This window comes from Bradyrhizobium japonicum USDA 6, assembly GCF_000284375.1.
Taxonomy (GTDB): Bacteria; Pseudomonadota; Alphaproteobacteria; order Rhizobiales; family Xanthobacteraceae; genus Bradyrhizobium; species Bradyrhizobium japonicum.
Map to the genome: position 1 here is coordinate 5,299,618 of NC_017249.1, position 23,582 is coordinate 5,323,199.

The following is a 23,582-nucleotide window of genomic DNA, read 5'->3' on the forward strand; positions in this document are numbered from 1 at the left end:
CTCGGTTCAGGCCGAGATCGCCTTCGCCGATCCCACCTCGTTGCGCAGCAGGAATTTCTGGATCTTGCCCGTGGACGTCTTCGGGATCGGGCCGAAGATGACCGCCTTCGGCGTCTTGAAGCCGCTCATATGCGTGCGGCAGAAGGCGATGATCTCGGCTTCGATCGCGCTGGCGCCGTCCTTCAGTTCGACGAAGGCGCAGGGCACCTCGCCCCATTTCGGATCGGGCTTTGCGACGACGGCTGCGAACAGCACGGCCGGATGCTTGTAGAGGATGTCCTCGACCTCGACGGAGGAAATGTTCTCGCCGCCGGAGATGATGATGTCCTTGGAGCGATCCTTGATGATGACGTAACCGTGCTCGTCGAGCACACCGAGGTCGCCGGTGTGAAACCAGCCGCCCTCGAAGGCCTCCTTCGTCGCCTTCTCGTTCTTGAGGTAGCCCTTCATCACGATGTTGCCGCGGAACATGACCTCGCCGATGGTCTCGCCGTCGCGGGGCACCTCCTGCATCGTCTGCGGATTGATGACGGTGACGCCCTCCTCGAGCGGGTAGGGCACGCCCTGCCGCCGCTTCATGCTGGCGCGCTCGGCGGCGGGCAGATCGTCCCAGCCGGGTTGCTCAGCGCAGACGGAGGCGGGGCCGTAGACCTCGGTCAGGCCGTAGACGTGCGTGAGCCTGATGCCGATGTTTTCTGCGCCTTCGAGCACGGCGACCGGCGGCGCCGCGCCAGCGATCAGGCCGACGACGCGACGCGCGGCACTGCCCTTCGGCGCATCGGGTGCGTTGATCAGTGTGTTGTAGACGATCGGCGCGCCGCACATGTGGGTGACGCCGTGCTGCTTGATCAGCTCGAAGATTTTCGTCGGCTCGACCTTGCGCAGGCAGACGTTGATGCCGGCGGCCGCCGCAATGGTCCAGGGGAAGCACCAGCCGTTGCAGTGGAACATCGGCAGCGTCCAGAGATAGACCGGATGCTGGCCGAGTTGGCCGGCGAGGATGTTGCTGACGGCGTTGAGATAGGCGCCGCGATGATGGGTGACGACGCCCTTGGGATTGCCCGTGGTGCCCGAGGTATAGCTCAGCGCGATGGCGTCCCATTCGTCCTTGGGCGGGATCGCGGCGAAATCAGGATCGCCTTGCGCGACCGCCGCCTCATACTCGATCTCGCCGATGCGCTTGCCGCCCTTGAAAGCGGCGTCGTCGACGTCGACGACGAACGGCTTCGGCCCCTTCATCTGCGCGAGCGCGTCGGTGATGACAGTCGAAAACTCCGGATCGACCAGGATGATCCTGGCGCCGCCATGATCGAGCTGAAATGCGATCGAAGGCGCATCGAGACGAATATTGAGCGCATTGAGGACGGCGCCGGTCATGGGGACGGCGAAGTGGACCTCATTCATCGCCGGAATGTTCGGCAGCATCGCCGCGACGGTATCGCCGACGCCGATGCCCTTGCCGCCGAGCCAGGACGCAAAGCGCTTGCAGCGCTCATGCGTCTCGCGCCACGTGAAGCTGCGGCCCTCATAGACCGCGCTGACGTGGTTGGGATAGACGGCGGCGCTGCGCGCGAGGAAGCTCAGCGGGCTCAGGGGGACGTAGTTGGCGGGGGTCTTGTCGAGGCCGATATCGTACTGGTTCTGCCGCTCGCTCATCGAACCCTCCTTGACGCCGCGTTTTACAGGAATCCGATCGAGATCCAGGGGAAGATCGCGACGATGATCAATCCCACCAGCAGCGCCAGCAGATAGCCCCAGATCGGCCTGATGCCTTCGGCCGGATCGACGCGTCCGATGGCGCAGGCGGCATAATAGCCGACGCCGAAGGGCGGGGCGAATAGTCCGATACCCATGGCGAGAATGATCACCATGGCATAGTGCACCTCGTGCACGCCGACGGTACGGGCGATCGGAAACAGCAGCGGCCCGAACAGCACGATTGCCGGAATGCCCTCGAGCACGCTGCCGAGGATGGTGAAGGCCAGGATCGACACGGCGATGAAGGTCGCAGGCCCCCCGGGCAACCCAGTCATGGCTGAAGCCAGCGAGCGCGAGAAGCCGGATTGGGTGAGCCCCCAGGCCATGCCGGTCGCCGTGCCGATGATCAGGAGGATCGCGCCCGACAGCGCCGCGGTCTCGACCAGCATGGGAAACAGCCGCTGCCAGTCGAAGCGGCGGTAGACGAGGAGGCCGACCAGGGCGCCGTAGACGATGCCGATGGTGGAGACTTCGGTCGCGGTCGCAATGCCCTCGACCACGGCGTAGCGGATCACGAAGGGCAGCGCGAGCGCGGGCAGGGCGATGATGAAGGTCTTGCCGATCTCGCTACCCGTGGCGCGGCGGACATGGCTCATGTCCTCGTGGCGGTAGCGCCACCACACCAGCATGCAGAGCGTGATGGCGAGCACGACGCCGGGCAGCAGGCCGCCGGTGAAGAGGGCGGCGATCGACACGCCCGTCACCGAGCCGATCGTGATCAGCACGAGGCTCGGCGGAATGGTCTCGGTCTGCGCACCGGTGGCCGCGAGCAACGCCACGAGGTCGCCTGGCTTGGCGCCGCGTTGCTTCATTTCCGGGAACAGCACGGGCGCCACCGCTGCCATGTCGGCCGCCTTGGCGCCTGATATGCCCGAGACCAGATACATGGCGCCGACGAGGACGTAATGCAGGCCGCCGCGGACATGGCCGAGCAGGCTCGCCAGGAATGCGACCATGGCCCGTGCCATGCCGGTCATCTCGATCAGGAGCCCCAGGAACACGAACAGCGGCACCGAGAGCAGGATGAGGTGGCTCATGCCCTCGTCCATCCGCCCGACCAGCACCATGACCGGCGTCCGCGTGGTCAGCGCCAGATAGCCGAAGATGGCGAGGCCAAACCCGAACGCAATGGGAACGCCGGCAAAGACGCAGAAGCCGGCGACGCCGACGAAGAAGATGACGAGGTTGAGATTGCCGAGCGGCCGCAGATAAGGTTGCGCCAGCCAGAACAGACCGACGATGACGGCAACCGATATCACCGCCGTCAGCACCATGCGGTAATCGGCGGCGCGCAGCAGGCGCAGCAGCGCGAATACCGCCATCAGGCAGATGCCGGCCGGCAGCGCCGCGGCGCGCCACATGTTCGAGATCTGGAGCGCCGGCGTGGTGATGAAGCTTTCCTCGTAGGCGTATTCGGCGGAAGGCCAGACGATCAGCGCCAGGAACGCCAGCGCAGCGCAGGTCGCGACCACGTCCAGATAGGCGCGCATGGCCGGCCGCGCGCGCGCGACGAGCGCCGTCATGCGCATGTGCTCGGAGCGGCGGAATGCGACCGCCGCGCCGAGCATGGCCAGCCACAGGAACAGGATCGAGGCGAGCTCGTCCGACCAGATCAGCGGCCGGTGCACGCCGTAGCGCGCCACCACGCCCGCAAACAGGATCACGATCTCGGCGACGACCAGGATCGCCGCGGGGATCTCGACGGCGAGGCCGAGGATGCGCTCCAGCGAGGCCAGCACGGGGGATCGGCGAGGGGGCTGAACAGCCGCCTCGCCCACCACTTCGGTCGCCTCAACCTCGACATGAGCCATCTCGATAAGAACCTCGGCGGCCCCGACGCGTTACGACAGCTTGCCGACGGCCTTTTCCAGGAGATCCCAGGCCTGGTCGCCATACTTGCCCTTCCACTCGGCATAGAAGCCGGCGGAGCGCAGCTTGTCACGGAACGGCGCCACCGCAGGCTGGTTGAAGGTCAGGCCCTTGCCCGCGAGCTCCTGCTGGAGGTTCGCATTGAGCTTGGCGGTATCCTCACGCTCCTTGACGGCGGCGGCGTTGATGTTCTTGGCGACGATGGTGCGCACATCCTCCGGCAGCGCGTTCCAGGCGCGGCGGTTGGCCAGGAACCAGAAGCCGTCCCACATGTGGTTGGTCAGCGAGCAGTATTTCTGCACCTCGTACAGCTTGGCGGTCGAGATGATCGCCAGCGGGTTCTCCTGGCCCTCGACGATCTTGGTCTGGAGCGCGGAATAGACCTCGGCGAAATTGATCGAGGCGGGCGCCGCATCGAACGCCTTGAACATCGAGGTCCACAGCGGTGACACAGGCACGCGGATCTTGAAGCCCTTGAAGTCGTCGGGCCCGTTGATCGGCTTGCTCGACGACGTGGTCTGGCGGAAGCCGTTGTCCCAGATCTTGTCCATGACCTCGAGGCCGGCCTTCTTAATCTCGCCGCGGACATGGGCGCCGAGGTCACCGTCCATGGCCTTCCAGACCGTGCCGTAGTCCGGGAACGCGAAGCCGATGCCGTTGATGGACGCGGCCGGCACCAGGGTCGACAGGATCAGGCCTGACAGCGTGAAGAACTCGACGCCGCCGGACCGGATCTGGCTCAGCATGTCGGTGTCGGACCCGAGCTGGTTGTTCGGGAAGATCTGGAGGTCGAACTTGCCGTTGGTCTCGGCCTTGATCGCCGCCGCCATCTCCCTGGCGCGCACGTTGAGCGGATGGGTGTCAGGCAGGTTGTTGGCGTATTTGTAGGTGAACTCGGCGCTCTGGGCGCGGGCCACATGGGGCGCACCAAGGCCACCCAGGACCGCGGTCGCGGCGGAGGCCTTGAGAAGCGTGCGTCGGGAAAAACTCATGGGTCTGCTTCCTCGGAAGGTTTGTTGTTGTTCTGAGATGCAAACCTATACGGACGGAAGGCCTGAAGGTCATCTGCGATCTCGCGAGGTCTCGCTTATTGCAGCCGGACACCGTCGCGGCAATATCGGCTTTCGGCAGATGGGCCGGATTCAAAATCTGAAAAACAAGCCCATGCACAGTAGCCGTCAAGAGCCGAGAGGCCGGCCGTAGTCCAGATCGAAAACGGACGGAAAACGAAGGTGCCGTGTCAGGAATTCGATCTAAATATCTGATCTAATTGTATATAAAGATATTCCATAATATACCTTATGCGAATTATGGATATGGCGGTCCAGGCTGGGTGCCGCTTGGCGCATGGTCGCCGAAATCCCTCCCCACCGTTCATGGTGAGCCGCCTTGCTGGCCGTGGCGTCGCGGCGCATCGCCGCGCGCGGACTCAGCTGGGCATTCTTCTGAACTGGGCATTCTTCCGAACGGGTGACGCTCGCGCACGGCGTCACCGGAGACCATCCGGCCGGCAGTCAGGATGGCGCGGCGAAGTCGTAGGAGATGCGTCCGGCGGGCAGATAGAACAGAGCGATGACGGCGCCGCCGCGGACCTCGGGATAGTGCCGGCTGCCGGGATTGGGCGCGGTCCAGCCGGGCCCTTGCCAGCCCTGCAGCCCCTTCAGCTCGGCGCCCTTGTCGAGCGGCACGACCAGGTTCAGTTCCCCATATGGGTGACCGTGATATTGCCCGCGGAGCACGTCGTGGTCGTCCTCGTCCTTGAAGCGGCGCGGATCGGTGCTGTTCATGTAGACGGCCGTGATGCTGAACTGGAACGTTTCGGGCATCGGCTCCAGGATGCGGCTGCGCCGGTAGTTCGGACCGTCGACCTCCTGGTTCGCCGCCCAGCCTTCGGCGACCCCGAGCTTAATCAGGCGCGCCAGGTCCTGGTAGAGCTGGCTGCCCTCGCCGTATTTTTGATTGAGCCACCGCTCCATCTCCGCGCCGGGCGTCATATCCTTGACCTCGCGCAGAAACGGGATGCTGCACTGAATCAACTCGTCTCGGCTTCCCATGGCCTTGTCCTTTCGATTTGGGTTGCACTTTGGTCTTCAAAGCCCGCGAACGAGGCGAAGTCCGCGACGTCCGCGCGCGGCATCAGCCTGCCCGCGATTTGGTCCCTGGCACGGCCGATCGAAACGCCGCACACGACCATTTGCTCCGCCGGGATCGACAGCAGCGGACGCAGGATCCGGTGATATCTGGAGAAGGTTTCCTGCGGACAGGACTGGAGCCCATGGCCCGCCGCAGCCAGCAGCACGTTCTGGACGAACATGCCGAGGTCGAGCCAGCTGCCGACTTCCAGGCGCCGGTCGATCGTGACGATCAGCCCGACGGGTGCGCCGAAAAAGGCATAGTTCTTGGCGGTTTGGGCGCTCCTGGCTTCGATATCGGTTTGGGCGATGCCGAGCGAGCCGTAGAACAATCGGCCGAACTGCTGTCGTCGCTGCAAATAGGGTTCGGGCAGGTCGCTGGCGTAGTAGCTGTATTCCGACACATGCGCTTCACGGGCGGTTTCGTGCGCCTCGCGCAGCGCCGCCGAGACCCTGTCTTTGGCATCGCCGGCCAGCACGTAGACGTGCCAGGGCTGGATGTTGGCGCCGCTTGGCGCAAACCGTGCCACGCGCAGAATCTGCTCGATGGTCCCTCGCCCGACCGGCGCGCCCGAGAAGTCGCGGCATGCAAATCGGCCTGCGATGATCTCGTCGATGCCGCTCTGCACGGCTGCGCCCTCGCCGATCATGGCTGCTTCAGGAACGGACATCCGCCTTGCTCCATCGGCCGGAAAGCTTCCTCTCCCGGTATCGTCGCCAGCAGCTCGTAATAGTCGAACTTGTATTTGGACTGCTCGGGTGACTTGACGCGGAACAGATACATGTCGCGGACCAGCCGGCCGTCCTCGCGGATCCGACCATTTTTCGTCATGAAATCGTTCACGGGCATGTCGCGCATCTTGGCGGCTATGGTCGGCCCATCCAGCGTGCCGGCCGCCTGAACCGCCCTAAGGTAGTGCATCACCGCGCCATAGGTGCCGGCGTGGATCATGGTCGGGACCTTCTGGGTCTTGCCGATAAAGCGCTTCGACCACGCCCGCGTGTCCTCGTTCTGGTCCCAGTAGAACGCCGAGCTCAGCATCAGGCCCTGGGCGCTCTGGAGCCCGAGACTGTGGATGTCGGCAATGAAGACGAGCAGCCCGACCAGCTTCTGCCGCTGCGTGATGCCGAATTCGCCGGCCTGCTTGACGACGTTGATGAAGTCGCCGCCGGTGTCGGCGAGCGCGATCACGTCCGCCTTCGAGGACTGTGCCTGGAGCAGGAAGGACGAAAAATCCGGCGTATTGAGCGGATGTTTCACCGCGCCGATCACCTTGCCGCCCATGGCGTCGATGACCTTGCGGCTGTCGGCCTCGAGCTGGGCGCCGAGGGAATAGTCGACCGAAATGAAGTACCAGGAGTTTGCGCCGAGACGCGACATCGCCCGCGTCGTTCCCTGCGACAGCGCATAGGTGTCGTAGGTCCAGTGAATTCCGGTCGGCGAGCATTCGTCGCCAGTCAGGCGCGACGTGGCGGCGCCGGTGGCGAGGAAGAGCTTCTTCTTGTCGCGTGTGATGCCCTGCACCGCCAGCGCGACCGCAGAATTGGGCACGTCGAGGATCACCTCGACGTTTTCATTTTCGATCCAGCGCCGTGCGATGGTCGCGCCGACATCGGCCTTGTTCTGGTGGTCTCCCGCGACGATCTGGATGCTGCGCCCCAGCACCTGACCACCAAAGTCGTCGACCGCCATTTGCGCCGCGACCACCGAGCCCTGGCCGCCATTGTCGGCGTAGAGCGAGGACATGTCGGTGAGAACGCCGAGCTTGACCGGACCATCCTGCGCAAGGACCGGCGCCGTGAACAGTGCCAGTGCCAGTCCGAAAGCTCCGATTGACATCCCGCAGGATTTCATTGCCCGTCTCCTCCAAATCCGGCGTCGGGATCATGACGGGATCGCGCGAATGCGGAAGTGAAACTCTTGCAGAGTGATCCTGAACCGCCTTCAGATTGGTGGCGCGAACGCCCGGGCGTCGCGGTCCGGGCGCCCTGCTCGGTTGCGTCGGCTGCGCGTATGGCCTTAACTGGAAACGATCGCAGGTACGCAACGGGCGCGCGATCCGCCTGCGACGGTGTCCTGAACGTGGCTGTTTCCTTCAAGACCCTGGACCTGAACCTGCTCAAGGTCTTCGACGCCGTCATGGAGGAGCGCAGCGTGCTGCGCGCCAGCCAGAGGGTTGCGCTCAGTCAATCCGCCGTGAGCCATTCGCTCGCCCGGCTCCGCGAGATGCTGGAAGACGATTTGTTCGTGCGCACGGCGACCGGCATGCAGCCGACCGCGCGCGCGTTGACGATGGCACCACAGGTTCGCGAAGCCCTGCGATCTCTCGAGGCGGCGGTCGAGCAGCCGCGCTTCGTTCCGGCGGCCTCCACCAGGCAGTTCACCCTCGCCGCCAACGACTTCACCACGATGGTGCTGGCGTCACCGCTCCTGAAGATACTCGGGCTTGAAGCGCCGGCGATCGACCTGATCATCAAGCCGGTGACACGGATCGACCTTGCCGAGCAGATCGACCTTGGTCGCATCGACGTTGCGATCGGCGTCTTCTCGGATCCGCCGAGCCGCTTCCGGACCTCGCTGTTGTTCGAATATGACGATGTGCTGATCGTGGGCGGAAAGCGCAAGCTCGGCCGGATCGACAACGCGGCTCTGGCGCGCATGCCGCTGGTCGTCGTCTCCTTCGGCGGCGAGCAGGAGGGAGCGATCGGAGGCTTCATCTCCGAGCGTGGCCTCGCCAGGCGATCGGAAATGTATGACCGCGCGGCGCTCGAACGGGCATTGTCCGAAAGCGACCGGCCGCCGCGCATAGCTGTTTCGCTCCCGCATTTCCTGGCCCTGCCCGCGCTGCTCGCGGACTCCGAATTGGCGGCCATCGTTCCGCGGCCATTGGCGCGGGCGTTCGAACGCGCGCATGCCGTCACGACGTACGAACTGCCTTACGCCACAGCCCCGGTCGAGGTCCGGCTGCTGTGGCACGAACGTATCGAGGGCGAGCCATCGCATGACTGGCTTCACGATATCCTCAGGCGCGCGACCGCGGACCTCAGGGGTGGACGCTAGCTGGAGACGAGATGGCGTTCCTGCCGATGGATGCAGGAAGGGATTGTCGGACAGCTTGCGTGTCGCCGAGGCCAATCGCGGCCTTCTACTGCTTTGGCGGCTCAATGTGTCCGACGCGCTCTGCGAGCGCCAGGAGAAGCATCGTAAGCGCAAACCCCAACATGATCGCAATGAGCCATCCGAGCTTGGTGCTGTCCGCGTTGTGTTCGATATCCAGGAACCATTCGAGGACATTCACCGCCGCAATGGCGACTATGGATGCGAGGAGCCTTTGCTTTAGGCCCGAGAAGCCCACGTTCGCCAGGCCAGTTGGCCAGGCAGGACGCCGCTGCACGTCAATTGGCGCCTGGAAGTTCTCGTAACTCGAGCAAATCACGATGACGATCAGATTGGCCGTGAGGGCGACGTCGACCAGTTTCAGGCTTCCAACAATGATTTCCGAGGGATCGGCGACCGGGGCGCGCGCGAAGAAATCGAACAGCTTGAGCGCAAAATTGTAGAAAAGTCCCGCGAGCGTAAGTATCAGACCGAGTAGAAATGGAGCAAGCAACCAGCGGGAATTCGCAATTGTTGCTTCGAGCGTTAGGCGCAGGCGATCCATGACACACTCCCTGCCCCTGGGCCCTGCCCCGAGCGCCCCTTTGGGCCGGGCTCCAAATTGCCAGAATTGACCTGTCACGCCAATCACAAGGTGGCTGACAGAAGAATTGCGGTCGTGAGGGTCGCGACGCTTGCAATTGTGCTCACGATCAAGGCTGTTCCGACCCTCGGGGACGCAACATTGTACCGGATCGCAAACAGGACCCCGAATGCCCCGGAGGGGACCGCCATCAACATGATTGCGACCCGCGCCTCCGTGTGATCGAGCAGCGGAATGGCGAGCAGCGCCGTCATCAATGGTTGCAGTATGTTCTTTGTCATGACGGCCAATCCGACCTCTGCCCTGAACTGGATCGGCTGAGCAGACAAGACGAGGCCAGTGAGAAACAAGGCCGTTCCCGACGCGCCCTGACCGACCAGGGTCAGCGTGCTGTCGAGGAGTGGCGGGAGCGACAAGCCGGCGAGCGACCATAGCAGGCCAAGGAGCGGCGCAATCACAATCGGCTTGGCCAGCGCGGCTGTGACGATCGACATGGCACTTCGGCTCTTGCCGGCGCAGGACTCCAGCAGCAGAAGGGACAGCGGCGTGAGCACGATTGCGGCCACGGCGACCGCGACGGCCACCGAGATCGAGGCCGATTTGTTGAACAAGGCGGCGACAATCGGAAGGCCGGCGGATCCCACATTTGGACCGGACGCAGTCAGCGCGATCAGCGCGCTCTCGCGCCGGTCGACCCCAAGCAAGTGGACCTGGACAAAGTATGTGACGGCAAATGCAAGCAGCATTGTGCCAAGCAGCACGAGCGCAAGCCGAGCCTGACCGATCATGGCCTGGCGCGGCGCCTGTGCCATTGCGGTGAACAGCGCCGCGGGCAGTGCAAAATCCATGACGAGCGCATTGAGCGAACCGATATTGTGGTTGTCGAACTCCTTGGTTCGGCCGGCCGCATAGCCCATCGCCATGACAAGAAAAACGGGCGCGAGCGAAGCCAGAATGGTCGCGGTCTCGGTCATGCTTCGCCTCCCTTCGAGGCGTGTGCCTCCGAAAGACTTCGCCTCCCCTCGCCACCCTGGCAGGCAAGAATGCGCGCAAGTGAGGTGTGAGCGATCCCGAGGAACGTACCGACAAGCAGGGAGAGCGGCACACTGAAAACGGCATTTCTCAAACTTGGCGAGATCAAGGCCTCGATGGTGAAAGCTCCCGGCGCGAGGCTGAGATAGGCGAATGTCGAAGCGAAACCATAGAAGGCGGCCGGCACAATGCGAAGTGACCGCAAGCGTGAGGCCGCCACGATCACGAACGAGGCAATGCCGGCAACGATGGCCGTCAATAGGGTCGCGCTCGCTGGAGATCCTCGGGCCGCCACGATGATCGCGACCAGCCACGCCATGATGGCGCCAAACGAGAGCGCTACCGAAGAGCGTAACGCCGCCTGCCCCGTCGCCCCGGAATGGTCGTAACTTGCCCAGCCGATAAAGGCGGCCCATACGAACAGGGCCGGGAATTGCGCGAGAGCCAGGACAGAGGCCGCGGCAATGAGCGCCGCGGCCAGTGCTGATGCTTTCAGCCAACTCAGTTTCATCTTGATCACCCTTGCAAGGACGGGGCTGCGTCGTTGCGATCCCTGATCGAGCCCCGCGCGGCGAGGCGTCTTGTCGAGGCCTCCAGCGCCATCAAGCGGCGACGCTGGCCGGTTTCACACTCTCGCCCACGGGCATGCCGGGGTAGAAGCTCGCAAGCCAGTATACGATCGCGTGACGGGCGACCGCCGAGTTTCCGAGTTGGCAATGCTGCTCGGCACCTTCCCGCGCAGTGAATATCCGCGTCGTCACTGATTGTGCGCAGACGAGTTCACGCATGGTCCGATGCACCCAGCCGACGTCGAAGAGATGATCCTGCTCGCCCTCAGTGAGCAAGACGTCCTGCTTGACGTTGTGCAAAATGCCATCGAGAGAATGCTTCGCAATCGCCGTCAGGAAGTCGAACGGCGTCTTGGTGCCCGTGATATGCATCCCCTGGACAACACACCATTCGAACACGGAGCCCGGCAGGCGTTCCTCGGCCACGAGCGCCTCTGTTCCCTTGCGGTCACCGGCCTTGAACCGGGAGATCAGATCTTGAGCCCTGCCGGGCCGCATCTGCTTGAGCGTCATGTCGAGTCCCGAATAGGACGTGGGCATCGAGATGATGTGCTTGATGCGGGGCTCGAACGCCGCCGCCCGGATCGACATGTAACCGCCGCAGGAGGCACCGAGCCAATCCACGGCATCGAGGTCGAAGTAGTCGATCGCCGCCTTGGCCGGCTTCTCCCACGCGTGGTCCAGATAGATTCCCTGTCGTAGGGCGCCGCCCTGGCCAGGTCCGTCGAAGGCGATCACGGTAATTCCAAGCTCGGTCAACGGCAGAAGGAAGTTGTAGAACTCCTCGACGAACGAATCGTATCCGCCGGTGAAGATCAGCGTACTGCGCTCTTTGCCTTTTGCCTGGAGTCTGAAGCCCGGAAGATGTCCGCCAGGATACGGAATTGCGACGCGCTCGTAGCCGGCGACGCCTTTCATTCCGAGAGTCCAGTTTCGCGCAAAGTCGTCGTAGAGCCCATTGCGAACATCGCCGGCGGGCAAATAGAACTCCGCGCCGTGATAGTAAGAGGCAGCATCCAGGTATCGCTTCTCGGCTTCCGCCCTCTTGGCGACCTCAAGCCAAACTGCATGCCAGGACTCGTAATCCCTGATGCGCGGTGCAATGGCGCCGAGTTCCTTGAGACGCGCCGGCGACGTGCCGTCGAGCAGCGGCCGGTTGAAGGTGTAGTTCATCCCGGGGTCGGGTAACATGCGGATGAAGGGCATCACGTTCTCCGTTGGGGTGGGTTTAGTCGCGCCGGGACAATTGACCTCGAACCGGTGTTGATGCCATATCAATACGTGCACCATGCTGTTGCCGAAAACGCAACACACGCAGAAGGGAGATCCAAGCGATGGATTTCACGGCCCTTCGCTATTTCAGTGCCACCGCCCAGTCCCGCTCGATTCGCGCCGCGTCCGACCGGCTTCACGTCTCACCGTCGGCTATCAGCAGACAGATCGCGAAGCTCGAACACGAGCTTCGCGCGCCCATCTTCGATCGCCACGCGCAGGGCATGAAATTGACCCCGGCCGGAGAAATCCTTCTCTCGAAGATGGACAGCGTGATGCGCGAGTTCTCGCGCGTAAAATCCCACATCGCGGCGCTGCAGGACCTCCAGGCCGGAAATGTCGACATCTACTGTTTCCAGACGGCGATCGAGAGCTTCGTGGCGCCAGTCCTGAACCGCTTTCATACGCAATATCCGGATGTGACGTTCAATGTCAGGATGAGCAGCACCGATGAGGCGATCGAGGCGCTCATCACGGGGGCGGCGGAGATCAGCCTCATCATCAATCCGCCCGCACACGACAACATCACCAGGCTCGAGGTGTTTCGTGACCGAATGGTCGCAGTCTTCTCGCCCCAGCATCGGCTCGCCGGAAGAAAGATCGTGTTGCTGCGCGAGCTCGAAGACTTCCCGTTCGCCCTGACCGAGCCATCGTTCGGCCTTCGCCAACAGCTCGATCGCGTATTCGCAAGACACGGATTTGAGCCGAACACATTTTGCGTCACGAACTCGCTGGCGCTGGTCAAGGAGGTGGCGAGCATAGGCAACAACTGCACTCTGCTTCCGCGCTTTGCCGTGGAGCGGGAATTGGCGGCTGGCACGATCAAGTCGGCGGCGGTCCGCGAGCTCGGGGCAGAGCCCCTGGGGTTCTTCATTTGCACGCTCAGCGACAGGTCGCTGTCGCCCGCAGCCAAGGTATTCATGGATATCGTCGTCGATTATTGCCGCCGATATCGCGTTTGAGCTAAGATCGGGCGCCGCCCGCTGCGGGTCGACGGCGGAAAGCCGGCGCGGGCAAGTTCATTGATCTCTATTCAAACGGGCGGGAGCATAGCATGCTCCGACGTCGAAAGTTCGTTCAGTTTGCGGCGCTCGCGATCGCGGCATCAGCTAACCATGTGTTCGCTTTGCGGGGATATCCGAACAGGCCGGTGTATCTGATCGTCGGCTTTTCGCCCGGCGGCAATACGGACATTGTCGCTCGTACTGTCGGCCGGTGGTTGTCGCAGCAGTTCAGGCAATCCTTTATCGTTGAGAACCATATCGGTGCGGCGACGAATCTGGCGACCGAAAAGGTCGTGCGCGCCGCACCTGACGGTTGCACGCTGCTGGTCGCGTCGGCCGCGAATGCCATCAACGCAGCCCTCTACCGGAATCTGAAATTCAACTTCATTCGCGACACCGTGCCGATCGCAATGATCGTCAGCACGCCGCTCGTCATGTGTGTCAATCCTGCCCTTCCCGTACGGTCGGTCAGCGAGTTTGTCGCACGCGCAACGGCGGAGCCGGGTCGGTTGAATTTCGCTTCGAGCGGCCTAGGGAGCCCACCCCACGTTGCTGCGGAGTTGTTCAAGATGATGACCGCCGTCGACATGATGCACATTGCATATCGCGGCGACGCTGAAGCCATCGCCGATCTGATCGGCGGGCGCGTGCACCTCTACTTCGCGACTCTCCCGGGCGCAATGGGATTCATCAGGAGCGGAGCGTTGCGCGCGTTGGCAGTCGGTGCCGCAGAACGCTCTCCGTCGCTGCCCGACGTCCCGGCCATGACTGAATTTCTGCCCGGCTATGAAGCGACGATTTGGAATGGTCTCAACGCGCCGAAGAACACCCCGGATGACATCGTCTTGCAGATCAACCGTGCCGTCAACGTCGGCCTCGGCGATCCGATATTGATGGCACCTCTTGCCGAGCTCGGCGCGAGGGCCCTCCCCGGGTCGCCCGACGACTATGCCAGGTTCCTTGCCGCCGAGACGGTGAAGTGGGGGCGGATCGTCGATTCGATAGGCGCGCGATTGGAATAGGCTTCCAAGCAAGGGGCTGTCGCCGTTCGATGCGCGAAGTCCGCGTTCTCGTCCCCCTAACCTGACGTCGGGTATCGGTCCCCTACTCTACTTGGACAGTGCTTTCAGGCGGTTGGATCGTTGGCGAGGGCGGTCGCGGCTGGAATAAAGACGGCAGTGGCTTAGCGCAGCGGCAGCAGGTCTAACTGGCTCTGCGCCTTCCTGATGGCCGTGGCGAACCAACTCTGGCTCGCTGCCGCCCTGGCGAAGCACGCCGTGAAGGCGGTCATGGCGTTATCTTCGCGGGTTATGTCGCCGCGCGGGTCTTTCTTGTCGACCGGCTTGGCCATCATCTGCGTCCAGACCTTCTCGCAAGCCGGGATCGGGGCCGTCTTCACCAAGTCCCGGGCGGCGACGAAGAAGACCTTCTCGCCTTGGACCGCGACGACGTCGATTTCACTCGGCGGTCCCTTCAGATCGCCATTGCCGCGCAGGCCCAGCACCGCGATCGCGGCACTAGCCGCCGCGGGCTTTACGATCGGCAGCTCGGCATATTTGGCGAAGGCGGAGTCCTGGATCGCGGCGTAGTAGAAGCGGTCGGACTTGAACGCGGCGCCGATCTCCTGCGGCATGCCGTCCTCGCGGTGCTCGCGCAGCCAATGCTTGAGCAGACTTGTGGTGGTCACCACGGCCTGCATCTTGTCGCCTTCGGACGCGAAGGCGAGCCCGTCGAGATGGCCGAAGCCGGAGTCGCCCTTGAACAGCGTGTCGGCGTTCGACTTGCCCTCCGCCGGCAGCCCCTTGATCGTGACCGGTCCGACAAGGCCGCGCAGCAGGCCCGTCAGCTCGTTGAGCGCCGCGTCGTGCTGCTTGAAAGTCTCGTCGCTCTCCTTGGCCTTCGAGAACTTTGCGATGTAGCGATCGCGCAGGTCGAGGTAGTGCTGCTCGGGCGTGGCGGCGTCGGTGGGCGTCGCGAAGAGGAGCAGGCAGAGCAAGGTGAGCGATCTCATTGCATGGTCCGGCTGGGAGCGATCTCCAGACTTTGTGCCGGTGCCGGGCGGGAAGGTTCATCCCGCGAAAGCCGGCGGAAGCCCTACTCCGCCGCCGTGAGCTGCTGCCGGCTCAGGCGTAGGGCCGCCGTCTCGCGCACCCGGACGCGGGCGCGGCGCTTGCGCCACCAGATCACGACGCCGGTGACCGACAGCGCCGCCACCACGAGGCCCATGATCGAAATCAGGATACGCCCAAAGAGCCCGACGATGCGGCCCGAATGCAGCGGGAATTGCGCCTGCACGAAGATGTCGGCGGCGGTGCCGACCCAGGGCAGCCGTTCGCCGATCGGGCGGCCGTCCTCGCTGTCGTAATAGAGCTGCGCCGGCCCGACGCCGCCGGCGCCGTGATCGTCGCCGGGATGGAAGAACGCCGCGGCATAGACGCCATGGGCCGGGCCGTAATTGATCGAGCCGACCGGGACGGTCCACCCTCGCCCCTTGCCGTCGGCCGCCGCGCGCGCAGCGATGTCGTCAAACGTCACCCTGGGCTCGATGGGATCGTCGAGATCGCGATAGGGCCGCTGCTCATAGGGCGTCGGCGTGTAGTTCGACACCATCTTCATCATCGGCGAGAACACCTCGAAATAGAGGTTTAGCGAGAACGCCGTGAAGGCGATGATGAACAGCACGCCCCAGGTCCACAGGCTGAAGGCGCGATGGATGTCGAAGTTGATCCGGTAGGCGCTGCCCGATGCCTTGATGGTCCAGGCCGGCGCCCAGCGCGCCCAGAAGCCGCGTTCGAGCTGGCGCGTGACCTGGGGCGCCCGCGCGGCCTTGGCGCGCCGTCGCGAGGGCAGCGTCAGATAGAAGCCGACGAAGCAATCGATGGTCCAGATGATGGCGATCACGCCGAGCACGCGCATGCCCCAGCGATCGCTGCCCCAGAATTCCGGGATGTGCATGGTGTAGTGGAGCTTGTACAGGAACGAGACGAAGTTTTCGCGCGTCACCGGCCACACCGCGCCCCAGTAGCGCCGGCCGAGCTCGACACCGGTGTTGGGATCGAGGAAAATCTGGTTGTAGTCGATCGCGAAGCGTTTTCCCGTCGCCGGATCGATCCGCGGCATCACGAAGAACCATAGCGAGTGCCCCTCCTCCGGCGTCATGAACAGGTAGACGACGCGTGCGCGGGGATCGCGCTGCTCGATCATCTTCGCGAGTTCGATCGAGGGAATCGCCGGGCCTTTGCTGGTGACATCGAACAGGTGGTGGTTCAGGACTTCGTCGATCTCATGATCCCAGGAGATGATCGCGCCGGTGATGCCGGAGAAGAACAGGAATCCGGCGGTGAGAAGTCCCGCCCAGCGATGCAGCCTGCCGAATATCGCTCTCATCGTCTCGACTCTCATCAAGCGGGTCCGGCTGACATCGCCGGACCGTCCTCACTTCGAACTCACCAGCGGTAGGTCAGCTTGCCGATGGCTTTCCGCCCCTCCGCGTAGAAGCAGCCGGACAGGCTGTAGCAGGCAGCGACATAGCGCGTGTCGGCGAGGTTGGTGACGTTCAGCGACAGGCGCCAATTGTCGCGGGTGTAGGCGAGGAGCGCGTCCAGCACGGTGGACGATCCCACCTTGAACGTGTTGGCGTCGTCGCCCCAGGTCGCGCCGACATAGCGGATGCCGCCGCCGAACTGCAGGCCCGCCAGCGGCCCGTTCTGGAGCGTGAAGTCGCTCCACAGCGAGGCGCGGTTGAGTGGCACGGTCGGCGGCGCCTTGCCGAGATTGACGGGATCCTGCGACAGCATCGCGTCGACATAGGCGTAGGCGGCGCGCAGGTTCCAGCCGTCGGCGAGCGACATCGTGCCTTCGAGCTCGATGCCGCGCGATTTCACCTGGCCGATCTGTTCGGCGAGGTAGCTCGGCGGCGCGAACGTGACGACGTTGTCGCGCGTCAGGTCGAAGGCGGCGAAGGTGAACAGCGCGTTCCATCCGAGCGGCTGGTACTTGACGCCGACCTCGTACTGGACGCCGGTTTCGGGATTGAGCATCTGTCCGGACGGACCGGTCGCGAGCACCGGCAGGAACGACTCGGAGTAGCTGAAATAGGGCGCGATGCCGCTGTCGAAATTGTACATCACGGCGGCGCGGCCGGTGAAGGCCGAGGCATCTTTCGAGACCGACGTATTGGAGGTGGGGAGATTGCTGTCGACCAGCGTCGTCACGAAATCCTGGCGGCCGCCGAGCTGGAACGACAGCCGGCCGAGCTTGATCTGATCCTGCGCATAGAGCCCGACCTGCGACTGCCTGACACCGGTGTTGTCGCTCATGGCGCCGATGGTCCAGTCGTAGCTGTAGACCGGGTTGAAGACGTTGATCTCGGGCGCCGACGTCGTGGCGCCAAAGGCGGTGTCGCGGAACGACGTATTGCGATAGTCGATCCCGACCAGCGTGGTGTGGCTGAGGATGCCGGTGGTGAACTTGCCCTGGAGCTGATTATCCACCGCGAAGGAGTTGATGTAGGAGTTGCTGTAGCTGCCGAAACGAGCGAGCTGCCCTGCGGCCTCGTTGGTATAGCCTCCGCCGTAAAACACCTTTTCCTCGTTGTGCTGATAGGCGTAGCGCAGGTTCTGCCGGAACGTGATGTTGTCGGTGAAATTGTGCGAGAGCAGGTAGCCGGCGGTTGCGATCTCGGTGTTGAACGCGTTGAAGCTCGGCACGCCCGCGAAGAACGAGACCGGGATGGTGCGGCCGTTGTTCGGCCATACCGTGCCCGACGCCGGCAGGAACTGGAGGCCCCACCCTGCCCGGTCCTTCTGGTAGTCGGCTAGGATCGTGATGGTGGTGTCCTCGTTCGGCTTGAACGTGACCGCGGGCGCGATGAAGACGCGGTTGTCCTTGGTGAAGTCGACCTGGGTCTCGCCGTCGCGGACGACGCCGGTCAGGCGCCACAGCACGGTGCCTTCCTTGTTGGCGGGGCCGCCCATGTCGAACTGGCCCTGATAGCGGTTGAAGCTGCCGCCGGAGATCGAGACTTCGCCGAATTGCTGCGCGGTCGGCAGCTTGGTGACGTAGTTGAGGATGCCGCCGGTGCCGCTGCCGCCATACATCGCCGAGGATGGTCCCTTGAGAACCTCCAGGCGTTCGGCACCGTAGGGATCGAGGCCGTTGAAATGCACGTAATTGCTGGATGGAATCCTGAGGCCGTCGATGTAGAGACCTGACATGGTCGTGTCGAAGCCGCGGATCTGGAGGGCGCCGAAGCGGGTGTCCGAGCCGCCATTGACATCGCCGCTGACGCCTGCGGTGTAGCGCAAGGCCTCGCCGATCGAGACCGCGCCCTGGTTCCTGATCTGGTCGGTGGTGACGACGGACACCGACTGCGGCGTTTCGATCAGCGGCGTGTCGGTCTTGGTGGCGGTGCCGCTCCGCGTCGCCACGAAGCCGCGCACCGGCCCATTGGCGCGTTCACCCGTGTCGCGATTCGCTGATGCCGACTGCGTCGGCGTTGCTTGCTGCGCAGGAGAACGCCGGTTGGCGCGTGCGGTCCGTGCCGTCGCGGACCGCCGCGACGAGGCCGCCGCCGCGGGTCGGGCGCGCTGCGCCGGTGCTTCCACCGAGACCGTGGGAATTTGAGACTGCGCCTGCACGGGCGCGAAGGGAGTGCAGGGAGCGAACATGCTGACGGCACCGAAGAAAAGCACCTGAAGCTGTCGAACACGCGCATTGGAGCACGAACGAAGTTGGAAGTCTGACACGTCTAGCGAAGTCCCACGCACTGCCGGCTTTGCCGGGATGATTTTTGGACTCTCGCCCTAACGCGGGAGCATTCTCAGCGCGAGAGACGCAGAGTTAGAATCTATCGAGACCGGGGAATAAATCGTGCGACCAATGCGCCCATATGCGCGTCGAGGTGCATCGCCGGCTTCTGCGAGCGCTTCGATATGGAATGCTTCTAGAGTGAGAACATTCGCCGCTCGTCCGCAACCACCTGGAAACGGCGGGCGCGCTGCCTCGCGCAGATCGCAGGAGCTTCGGCGCGAACGAATGGCTGCAACGGCAATGCAACTGCCGACGGAGGCGCGTCACTAGGCCCGGCAGTTCAACCTTGCGCGGCAATCATGGTGTTGAGCGCTTTAACGCTCGGCGCAAACAGCACTGCGACGCCCTTGTAGCGGATAAATTGCTTCATCTGGAACGTCACGGAGGCGTCCCCCGCGAGCGGAACCTCGAACCGGGTCTCGGCCTTTGGGTCTGCCCGGTTTCCGGTCAAGGCATCCTGCGCGTTGGCTCCGTTCGGAAGGCGCATGTAGGCGTCGGCAAAGTCCGTCTGATGCATCCATCGCAGGATGGTATAGAATTGCTCGTTGATCCTGGCGAAGTAGAAGAGCCCTACGATGCCGCGGTCCCTGCCGTCGTCCTCCGTGCCCTCCAGATGAGGACCGTAGGAAAATCCGCGGCGTATCACGCGCGGCGGCCCCTTGGGGAAACGAATCTGATTGGCGAATTTCAGCGGCTGATCGCGGCAATTGACAATTCGAATGTGAGCGCCGAGCGGGCATTTGACGCCGTTTGGATCGTCGCCATAGCCGAACGCATCGTTCAATTGCGGGGTCGACGGTGGCGCATCCGGAAAACGCGACAGCGGCGACCCGTGTCGCCAGCGCCCCATCATCTTGGCCGCGATCCATTCCTCGGCCAGTTCCGGGCCGACATGCGGCACCGCCTGCGGCGCATTCGCCTTCAGGAATGTGTTGAAGGCCGCGACGTCCTGATAAAGCCACGACAGGCCGACGAATGATCCATCGCGCGCGAAGTCCTGCCATGGACCTGGCTTGAACGGTGAAGTGGGAAAATCGCTGTTCGGATAGCCGACGACGATCTCGCGGCAATCGACGGCGTCGGAAGCCCTGCCAGCCGGCGCATCCTGCCAGTTAACGTTCGGCGCAGTGATGCCGTCACGGTAACCAAAATGCAGGCGGCCGTCGGCTGGTCGACAGCCGGCCAGCGCACCGTCGTCCCAACTGTCGAGTGACAATTCCCGAACGCCGGAGCCTGTCGCCGACTGCCGGATTTGCCCGAGGCAATCGGCCTTTTGCGCGGGCGTGTCGAACCCGATGTGGATGGCGAGATCGATATCGCTCGACTTGAACTTGCCGTCCCACCATCCGGCCGGAGCGCTGGCGTCGAAGAAACCAAGCTGTGTCGCAATGCCGCCGTCCGGTGCCTGCGTCGGGTCCACGAAAGCCGCCTCGAACTCCCGACGGCCCTGCGCGACGTCGAGATTGGCGCGCCCTGACAACAACGTCGCGATGCCGTTCCAACTGAACATGAAGTGGAACGCCGGACCATCGGGGTCAGGGCCCGCGCCCACCGCTGCCCGCGGTATCCATTGCTGCAAGAAGGATTTGGCACGGCCGGCGTCGTCAAACTTGAACAACAGAACCGCGAGGAGCGGCTTGGCCGAGCTTCGAGCGACGATCGCCTGCAAATTGCCGAGATCCACCATGGCGCCTGCCCTGCAATAACGGTCAGCCGATAGGCAGCCTCGAAGCTGCCCTATCTCGAAAGCGCAAATCCGCTCAGAAAGCTATTTCCCGAGTTTTGCCAGAATGTCTGCGACAGTCATGCCGTCGTAAGCCGAGAACAGCCAGCCGGACGGGTTGCCGCCGATGTCGGTCGAGCCGTCGGTCGCCGTGCCCAGCGAACGTGCGTTGTGGTTCTTCGAGAATTCGAAGAACGCATTGGGATCGTTGATGTCCAGGCCAGACGTATCTGCCAGGGAAAATATCGCGGCAAATATCGGCGTGAGCGCTCTTCGGAAAAACTCCGTGTATTCCTGGTGCGTTCCCTCATATTCGGTGATGACCTGGATGTACTTGTCGTCGATGACGACGACGCGCGCGAAATGAACGATCCTGGACTGTTTCAACGCCGCAGCGATGGCGGGCTGAACCTTTTCGGTGAAGCTGGCCTCGAGATTCCGCAGCTTTGCCAGGGTCTCGGCGTCCTGCTTGATCGGCAGCGTGAGATTGAGCGCGTGGGTCATGGGAAATCTCCTAAAAAAATACAACTTTAGGATGATATCACTCCCGAAAGGAATTGGAAGCGATCTTTCGACCTGCGGCCAGCCGTCGCGCCGCGGGCCCTTCGAAAGTGGCAGCAATACTCCCCTGACAATTCGACCGCGAACGCATGCGACCTGCGAACCAGCGCGGGTCGGCCTGCTGCGAACGTTGAGCCGCGCGACGAGCCTAAGCTTTGCCGGCGTGGCAGCACGCGCCGGCGGCAGCATCCGTCGGGTCGCCCGCCAGCACGCTGCGGCTGTTGCGCTCCGGCGGAATGTCGCCGGCGGCATTGGCCGAAAAGAATCCGGTCGGCTTCAGCATGAAGCCGGCATATTCGACCGGCATGATCGGAAAATCTTCGGGCTTGCAGACATGGGTGTGGCCGAAGGAGTGCCACACCACGAGATCTGTGTTCTCGATGTTGCGGTTCTGCGCGGCGTAGCGCGGCAGACCGTCGCCGCCGGCATGGACATTGGGATAATCGCCGCTGGCGTATTTCTCGTCCTTGTCGAACGCCGTGACCCAGACGTGCTTCGTCGCAAAGCCGCCGCGCTTGCGCACGTAGCTGCCTTCCTGCGCCAGCATCAGCGGGCTTGGATTGACCACGAGCTTGTAAGCCGGCGCGTTGCCGACGGAGTTGGTCTCGTTGGGATTGCTGATCTTCCAGAACCGGCCGGTCTCGCCGTTCGCAATGGCAGCCGCATCACGCTCGCGCGACAGCACGCGCGTGGTGGTGTCGAAGGCATTGCCGTGCGGATTGTCCGCGCCCCAGGGCCGCGGCACGAACTCGTGCTCGGTGACGGTATTGCCGCCGCCGTCGAGATCCATGTGCAGGCGCACGTTGAAGAAATGCTGGTGCGTCGGCCCGCCCAGATTGTCGTCGACCATCCCGCCCCATTTGTATTTTTCGCCTGATGGCACAGCGGCGGTCTGGATGATGCCGGTGAGTTTGGTCTCGAGCTGGATCGTGCCGTCCTGGTACAGGTGCCAGTAGAAGCCGTAGTCGTAATTGCCGACGGTGGCGAAGAACGAGATGACAAGCCGTCGGGATCTGCGGACCTCGAACAGGCCGTTGCGGAATTCGTAGTGTTTCCAGGCAATTCCGTAATCTTCTTCATGCATGCAGATGGCGTTCTGCATGACGAAGGGCTCGCCCTTGTTGTCGGCGGCCGGCACGTCGAAATAATGAATGTTGCCGAGGCAGTCGCAGCCGAGCTCGAGCGCGTTGGCGAGCATGCCGAGCCCGTATTCGCCGGCATCGAACGCCGACTTCCAGAAGTGGTTCTCAGTCGGATCGGCATAGGGCACCACCATCTCGGTGACGCTGGCGCGATGGATCAGCGAGCGCTTGCGCGCACCGTCCCGGTAGGCGAGCTGATGCAGCACCAGCCCTTCGCGCGGCGTGAAGCCGACGCGAAAACTCCATTTCTGCCAATCGACCTGCCAGCCATCGACCTTGAAGCTCGCGCCCTCCGGCTGCTCGATATGCAGCGGCTTGATGTCGGTGCGCGGGTTCTTGACCTCGTGTGCGCCGTAGTTTCGCTTCTTGCGCGGGATCGGCACGATCGGGTCTGCGTCCGTGAGATCGATGACCTTGCCGGCGATCAGGTCGACGACGGCGACCACGCCTTCGATCGGATGGGCATAGCCGTTGTCCTGCAGATGCTCGCGGAAAAAGCTGACGGCGCGCACGATGCGCGCGCCGCGCTCGTACTCGAAATCGAAGAAGCCCGAGGAGAACGGGTCGACCTGGACCAGCTCGATATCCTTGTCGGTTAGCCCGCGCCGGACCATCGCCGCGCGCCAGCCGGGGTCGGCCTTTACCACGGCCTCACACTTGAAGAACTCTTCGAGCATCACCGGCGGCTGCCCGTAGGGCGCCTCGCGGTTCGGAATGACCTTGCGCGCGACGATCTCGTTTCGGCCGAGATCGACGATGTGCTCGATCGCCTCGCCCGTGGTGATGTCCAGCGTGAGCGCGAAGGCGCGGCGCCCTGCTCCGCCAGCGGCCAGTTCCTGCTTGGTCGGCTCCTCCAGCCGGACCGTCGGAAAGCGGCAGTTTTCGGGCGAGGTCGCGGCGGCACGAACCAGCGTGCAGGCGGCCGTGATCTCTTCGGCCGTCAGCGCATCGAGCGGATGAGGTGCGGCCGCTTGAATCGGTGATTTGGTTTTGACGGTATCGAGCATG

The 23,582-nt window shown here is 63.5% G+C and carries 19 protein-coding genes; 3 read left to right on the forward strand and 16 right to left on the reverse strand.

What is annotated here, in order from left to right; translation table 11 throughout:
• Positions 1–6 precede the first annotated feature (6 nt).
• The 6 genes from BJ6T_RS25090 to BJ6T_RS25115 all read right to left on the reverse strand — a co-directional run bounded on the left by BJ6T_RS25090 (position 7) and on the right by BJ6T_RS25115 (position 7,614).
• Entirely contained in the window at positions 7–1,656 is a 1,650-nt protein-coding gene (locus BJ6T_RS25090) for an acyl-CoA synthetase (RefSeq protein ID WP_014495299.1), read from the reverse strand.
• Between the two features lie 23 nt (positions 1,657–1,679).
• Positions 1,680–3,569, reverse strand: a complete 1,890-nt coding sequence (locus BJ6T_RS25095; RefSeq protein WP_014495300.1) for a TRAP transporter large permease — start codon at positions 3,567–3,569, stop codon at positions 1,680–1,682.
• A gap of 30 nt (positions 3,570–3,599) precedes the next feature.
• Positions 3,600–4,619 (reverse strand): TRAP transporter substrate-binding protein, encoded by a 1,020-nt coding sequence (locus BJ6T_RS25100; protein ID WP_014495301.1) that lies wholly within the window; start codon positions 4,617–4,619, stop codon positions 3,600–3,602.
• A 522-nt stretch (positions 4,620–5,141) separates the two neighbouring features.
• Positions 5,142–5,681 carry a 4-hydroxylaminobenzoate lyase gene (locus BJ6T_RS25105; protein ID WP_014495302.1) on the reverse strand — a complete coding sequence of 180 codons (540 nt, stop codon included), beginning with the start codon at positions 5,679–5,681 and terminating at the stop codon, positions 5,142–5,144.
• Complete coding sequence (locus tag BJ6T_RS25110; RefSeq protein WP_039228134.1) at positions 5,660–6,409, reverse strand: nitroreductase; 750 nt, start codon at positions 6,407–6,409, stop codon at positions 5,660–5,662. Before BJ6T_RS25110 ends, BJ6T_RS25105 begins: the two co-directional genes overlap by 22 nt.
• A complete protein-coding gene (locus BJ6T_RS25115) occupies positions 6,406–7,614 on the reverse strand; it encodes an ABC transporter substrate-binding protein (protein WP_014495304.1) in 1,209 nt (402 codons plus the stop codon). The genes BJ6T_RS25110 and BJ6T_RS25115 overlap by 4 nt, the downstream gene beginning before the upstream one ends.
• 228 nt (positions 7,615–7,842) lie before the next feature.
• Here BJ6T_RS25115 and BJ6T_RS25120 point away from each other — a divergent pair, with 228 nt between their 5' ends.
• Entirely contained in the window at positions 7,843–8,820 is a 978-nt protein-coding gene (locus BJ6T_RS25120) for a LysR family transcriptional regulator (RefSeq protein WP_014495305.1), read from the forward strand.
• A gap of 85 nt (positions 8,821–8,905) precedes the next feature.
• Here BJ6T_RS25120 and BJ6T_RS25125 read toward each other — a convergent pair whose 3' ends face one another.
• From BJ6T_RS25125 to BJ6T_RS25140, 4 genes are all read right to left on the reverse strand, one after another.
• Entirely contained in the window at positions 8,906–9,421 is a 516-nt protein-coding gene (locus tag BJ6T_RS25125; protein WP_014495306.1) for a YqhA family protein, read from the reverse strand.
• A gap of 83 nt (positions 9,422–9,504) precedes the next feature.
• Positions 9,505–10,434 carry an AEC family transporter gene (locus BJ6T_RS25130; protein WP_014495307.1) on the reverse strand — a complete coding sequence of 310 codons (930 nt, stop codon included), beginning with the start codon at positions 10,432–10,434 and terminating at the stop codon, positions 9,505–9,507.
• Complete coding sequence (locus tag BJ6T_RS25135; RefSeq protein WP_014495308.1) at positions 10,431–11,003, reverse strand: DUF1097 domain-containing protein; 573 nt, start codon at positions 11,001–11,003, stop codon at positions 10,431–10,433. Before BJ6T_RS25135 ends, BJ6T_RS25130 begins: the two co-directional genes overlap by 4 nt.
• Before the next feature lie 91 nt (positions 11,004–11,094).
• Positions 11,095–12,267 (reverse strand): alpha/beta hydrolase family protein, encoded by a 1,173-nt coding sequence (locus tag BJ6T_RS25140; RefSeq protein ID WP_014495309.1) that lies wholly within the window; start codon positions 12,265–12,267, stop codon positions 11,095–11,097.
• Between the two features lie 128 nt (positions 12,268–12,395).
• Between BJ6T_RS25140 and BJ6T_RS25145 the strand changes: the two genes are divergently transcribed.
• Positions 12,396–13,295 (forward strand): LysR family transcriptional regulator, encoded by a 900-nt coding sequence (locus BJ6T_RS25145; protein WP_014495310.1) that lies wholly within the window; start codon positions 12,396–12,398, stop codon positions 13,293–13,295.
• A gap of 92 nt (positions 13,296–13,387) precedes the next feature.
• Complete coding sequence (locus BJ6T_RS25150; RefSeq protein ID WP_014495311.1) at positions 13,388–14,359, forward strand: tripartite tricarboxylate transporter substrate binding protein; 972 nt, start codon at positions 13,388–13,390, stop codon at positions 14,357–14,359.
• A 161-nt stretch (positions 14,360–14,520) separates the two neighbouring features.
• Here the strand turns inward: BJ6T_RS25150 and BJ6T_RS25155 are convergent, their stop codons facing one another.
• The 6 genes from BJ6T_RS25155 to BJ6T_RS25180 form a co-directional block, all read right to left on the reverse strand.
• Positions 14,521–15,348: a hypothetical protein gene (locus tag BJ6T_RS25155; RefSeq protein WP_028169521.1), complete on the reverse strand. Its 828-nt coding sequence runs from the start codon at positions 15,346–15,348 to the stop codon at positions 14,521–14,523.
• Positions 15,349–15,431: 83 nt separating this feature from the next.
• Positions 15,432–16,724: a siderophore utilization protein FsrB gene (gene fsrB, locus BJ6T_RS25160; RefSeq protein WP_014495313.1), complete on the reverse strand. Its 1,293-nt coding sequence runs from the start codon at positions 16,722–16,724 to the stop codon at positions 15,432–15,434.
• 59 nt (positions 16,725–16,783) lie between these two features.
• Positions 16,784–18,778, reverse strand: a complete 1,995-nt coding sequence (locus BJ6T_RS25165; protein ID WP_014495314.1) for a TonB-dependent siderophore receptor — start codon at positions 18,776–18,778, stop codon at positions 16,784–16,786.
• Positions 18,779–19,428: 650 nt separating this feature from the next.
• A complete protein-coding gene (locus tag BJ6T_RS25170) occupies positions 19,429–20,835 on the reverse strand; it encodes a Dyp-type peroxidase (protein WP_014495315.1) in 1,407 nt (468 codons plus the stop codon).
• Positions 20,836–20,916: 81 nt separating this feature from the next.
• Positions 20,917–21,375, reverse strand: coding sequence for a hypothetical protein (locus tag BJ6T_RS25175; protein WP_014495316.1), 459 nt, complete (start codon positions 21,373–21,375; stop codon positions 20,917–20,919).
• A gap of 205 nt (positions 21,376–21,580) precedes the next feature.
• Entirely contained in the window at positions 21,581–23,581 is a 2,001-nt protein-coding gene (locus tag BJ6T_RS25180) for a primary-amine oxidase (RefSeq protein WP_014495317.1), read from the reverse strand.
• Position 23,582: the final 1 nt, after the last annotated feature.

Coding starts and splice junctions, on each gene's coding strand:
- BJ6T_RS25090 (WP_014495299.1), bottom strand. CDS start 1,656: ATGAGCGAGCGGCAGAACCAGTACGATATCGGCCTCGACAAGACCCCC.
- BJ6T_RS25095 (WP_014495300.1), bottom strand. CDS start 3,569: ATGGCTCATGTCGAGGTTGAGGCGACCGAAGTGGTGGGCGAGGCGGCT.
- BJ6T_RS25100 (WP_014495301.1), bottom strand. CDS start 4,619: ATGAGTTTTTCCCGACGCACGCTTCTCAAGGCCTCCGCCGCGACCGCG.
- BJ6T_RS25105 (WP_014495302.1), bottom strand. CDS start 5,681: ATGGGAAGCCGAGACGAGTTGATTCAGTGCAGCATCCCGTTTCTGCGC.
- BJ6T_RS25110 (WP_039228134.1), bottom strand. CDS start 6,409: ATGATCGGCGAGGGCGCAGCCGTGCAGAGCGGCATCGACGAGATCATC.
- BJ6T_RS25115 (WP_014495304.1), bottom strand. CDS start 7,614: ATGAAATCCTGCGGGATGTCAATCGGAGCTTTCGGACTGGCACTGGCA.
- BJ6T_RS25125 (WP_014495306.1), bottom strand. CDS start 9,421: ATGGATCGCCTGCGCCTAACGCTCGAAGCAACAATTGCGAATTCCCGC.
- BJ6T_RS25130 (WP_014495307.1), bottom strand. CDS start 10,434: ATGACCGAGACCGCGACCATTCTGGCTTCGCTCGCGCCCGTTTTTCTT.
- BJ6T_RS25135 (WP_014495308.1), bottom strand. CDS start 11,003: ATGAAACTGAGTTGGCTGAAAGCATCAGCACTGGCCGCGGCGCTCATT.
- BJ6T_RS25140 (WP_014495309.1), bottom strand. CDS start 12,267: ATGCCCTTCATCCGCATGTTACCCGACCCCGGGATGAACTACACCTTC.
- BJ6T_RS25145 (WP_014495310.1), top strand. CDS start 12,396: ATGGATTTCACGGCCCTTCGCTATTTCAGTGCCACCGCCCAGTCCCGC.
- BJ6T_RS25150 (WP_014495311.1), top strand. CDS start 13,388: ATGCTCCGACGTCGAAAGTTCGTTCAGTTTGCGGCGCTCGCGATCGCG.
- BJ6T_RS25155 (WP_028169521.1), bottom strand. CDS start 15,348: ATGAGATCGCTCACCTTGCTCTGCCTGCTCCTCTTCGCGACGCCCACC.
- fsrB (WP_014495313.1), bottom strand. CDS start 16,724: ATGAGAGCGATATTCGGCAGGCTGCATCGCTGGGCGGGACTTCTCACC.
- BJ6T_RS25170 (WP_014495315.1), bottom strand. CDS start 20,835: ATGGTGGATCTCGGCAATTTGCAGGCGATCGTCGCTCGAAGCTCGGCC.
- BJ6T_RS25175 (WP_014495316.1), bottom strand. CDS start 21,375: ATGACCCACGCGCTCAATCTCACGCTGCCGATCAAGCAGGACGCCGAG.
- BJ6T_RS25180 (WP_014495317.1), bottom strand. CDS start 23,581: ATGCTCGATACCGTCAAAACCAAATCACCGATTCAAGCGGCCGCACCT.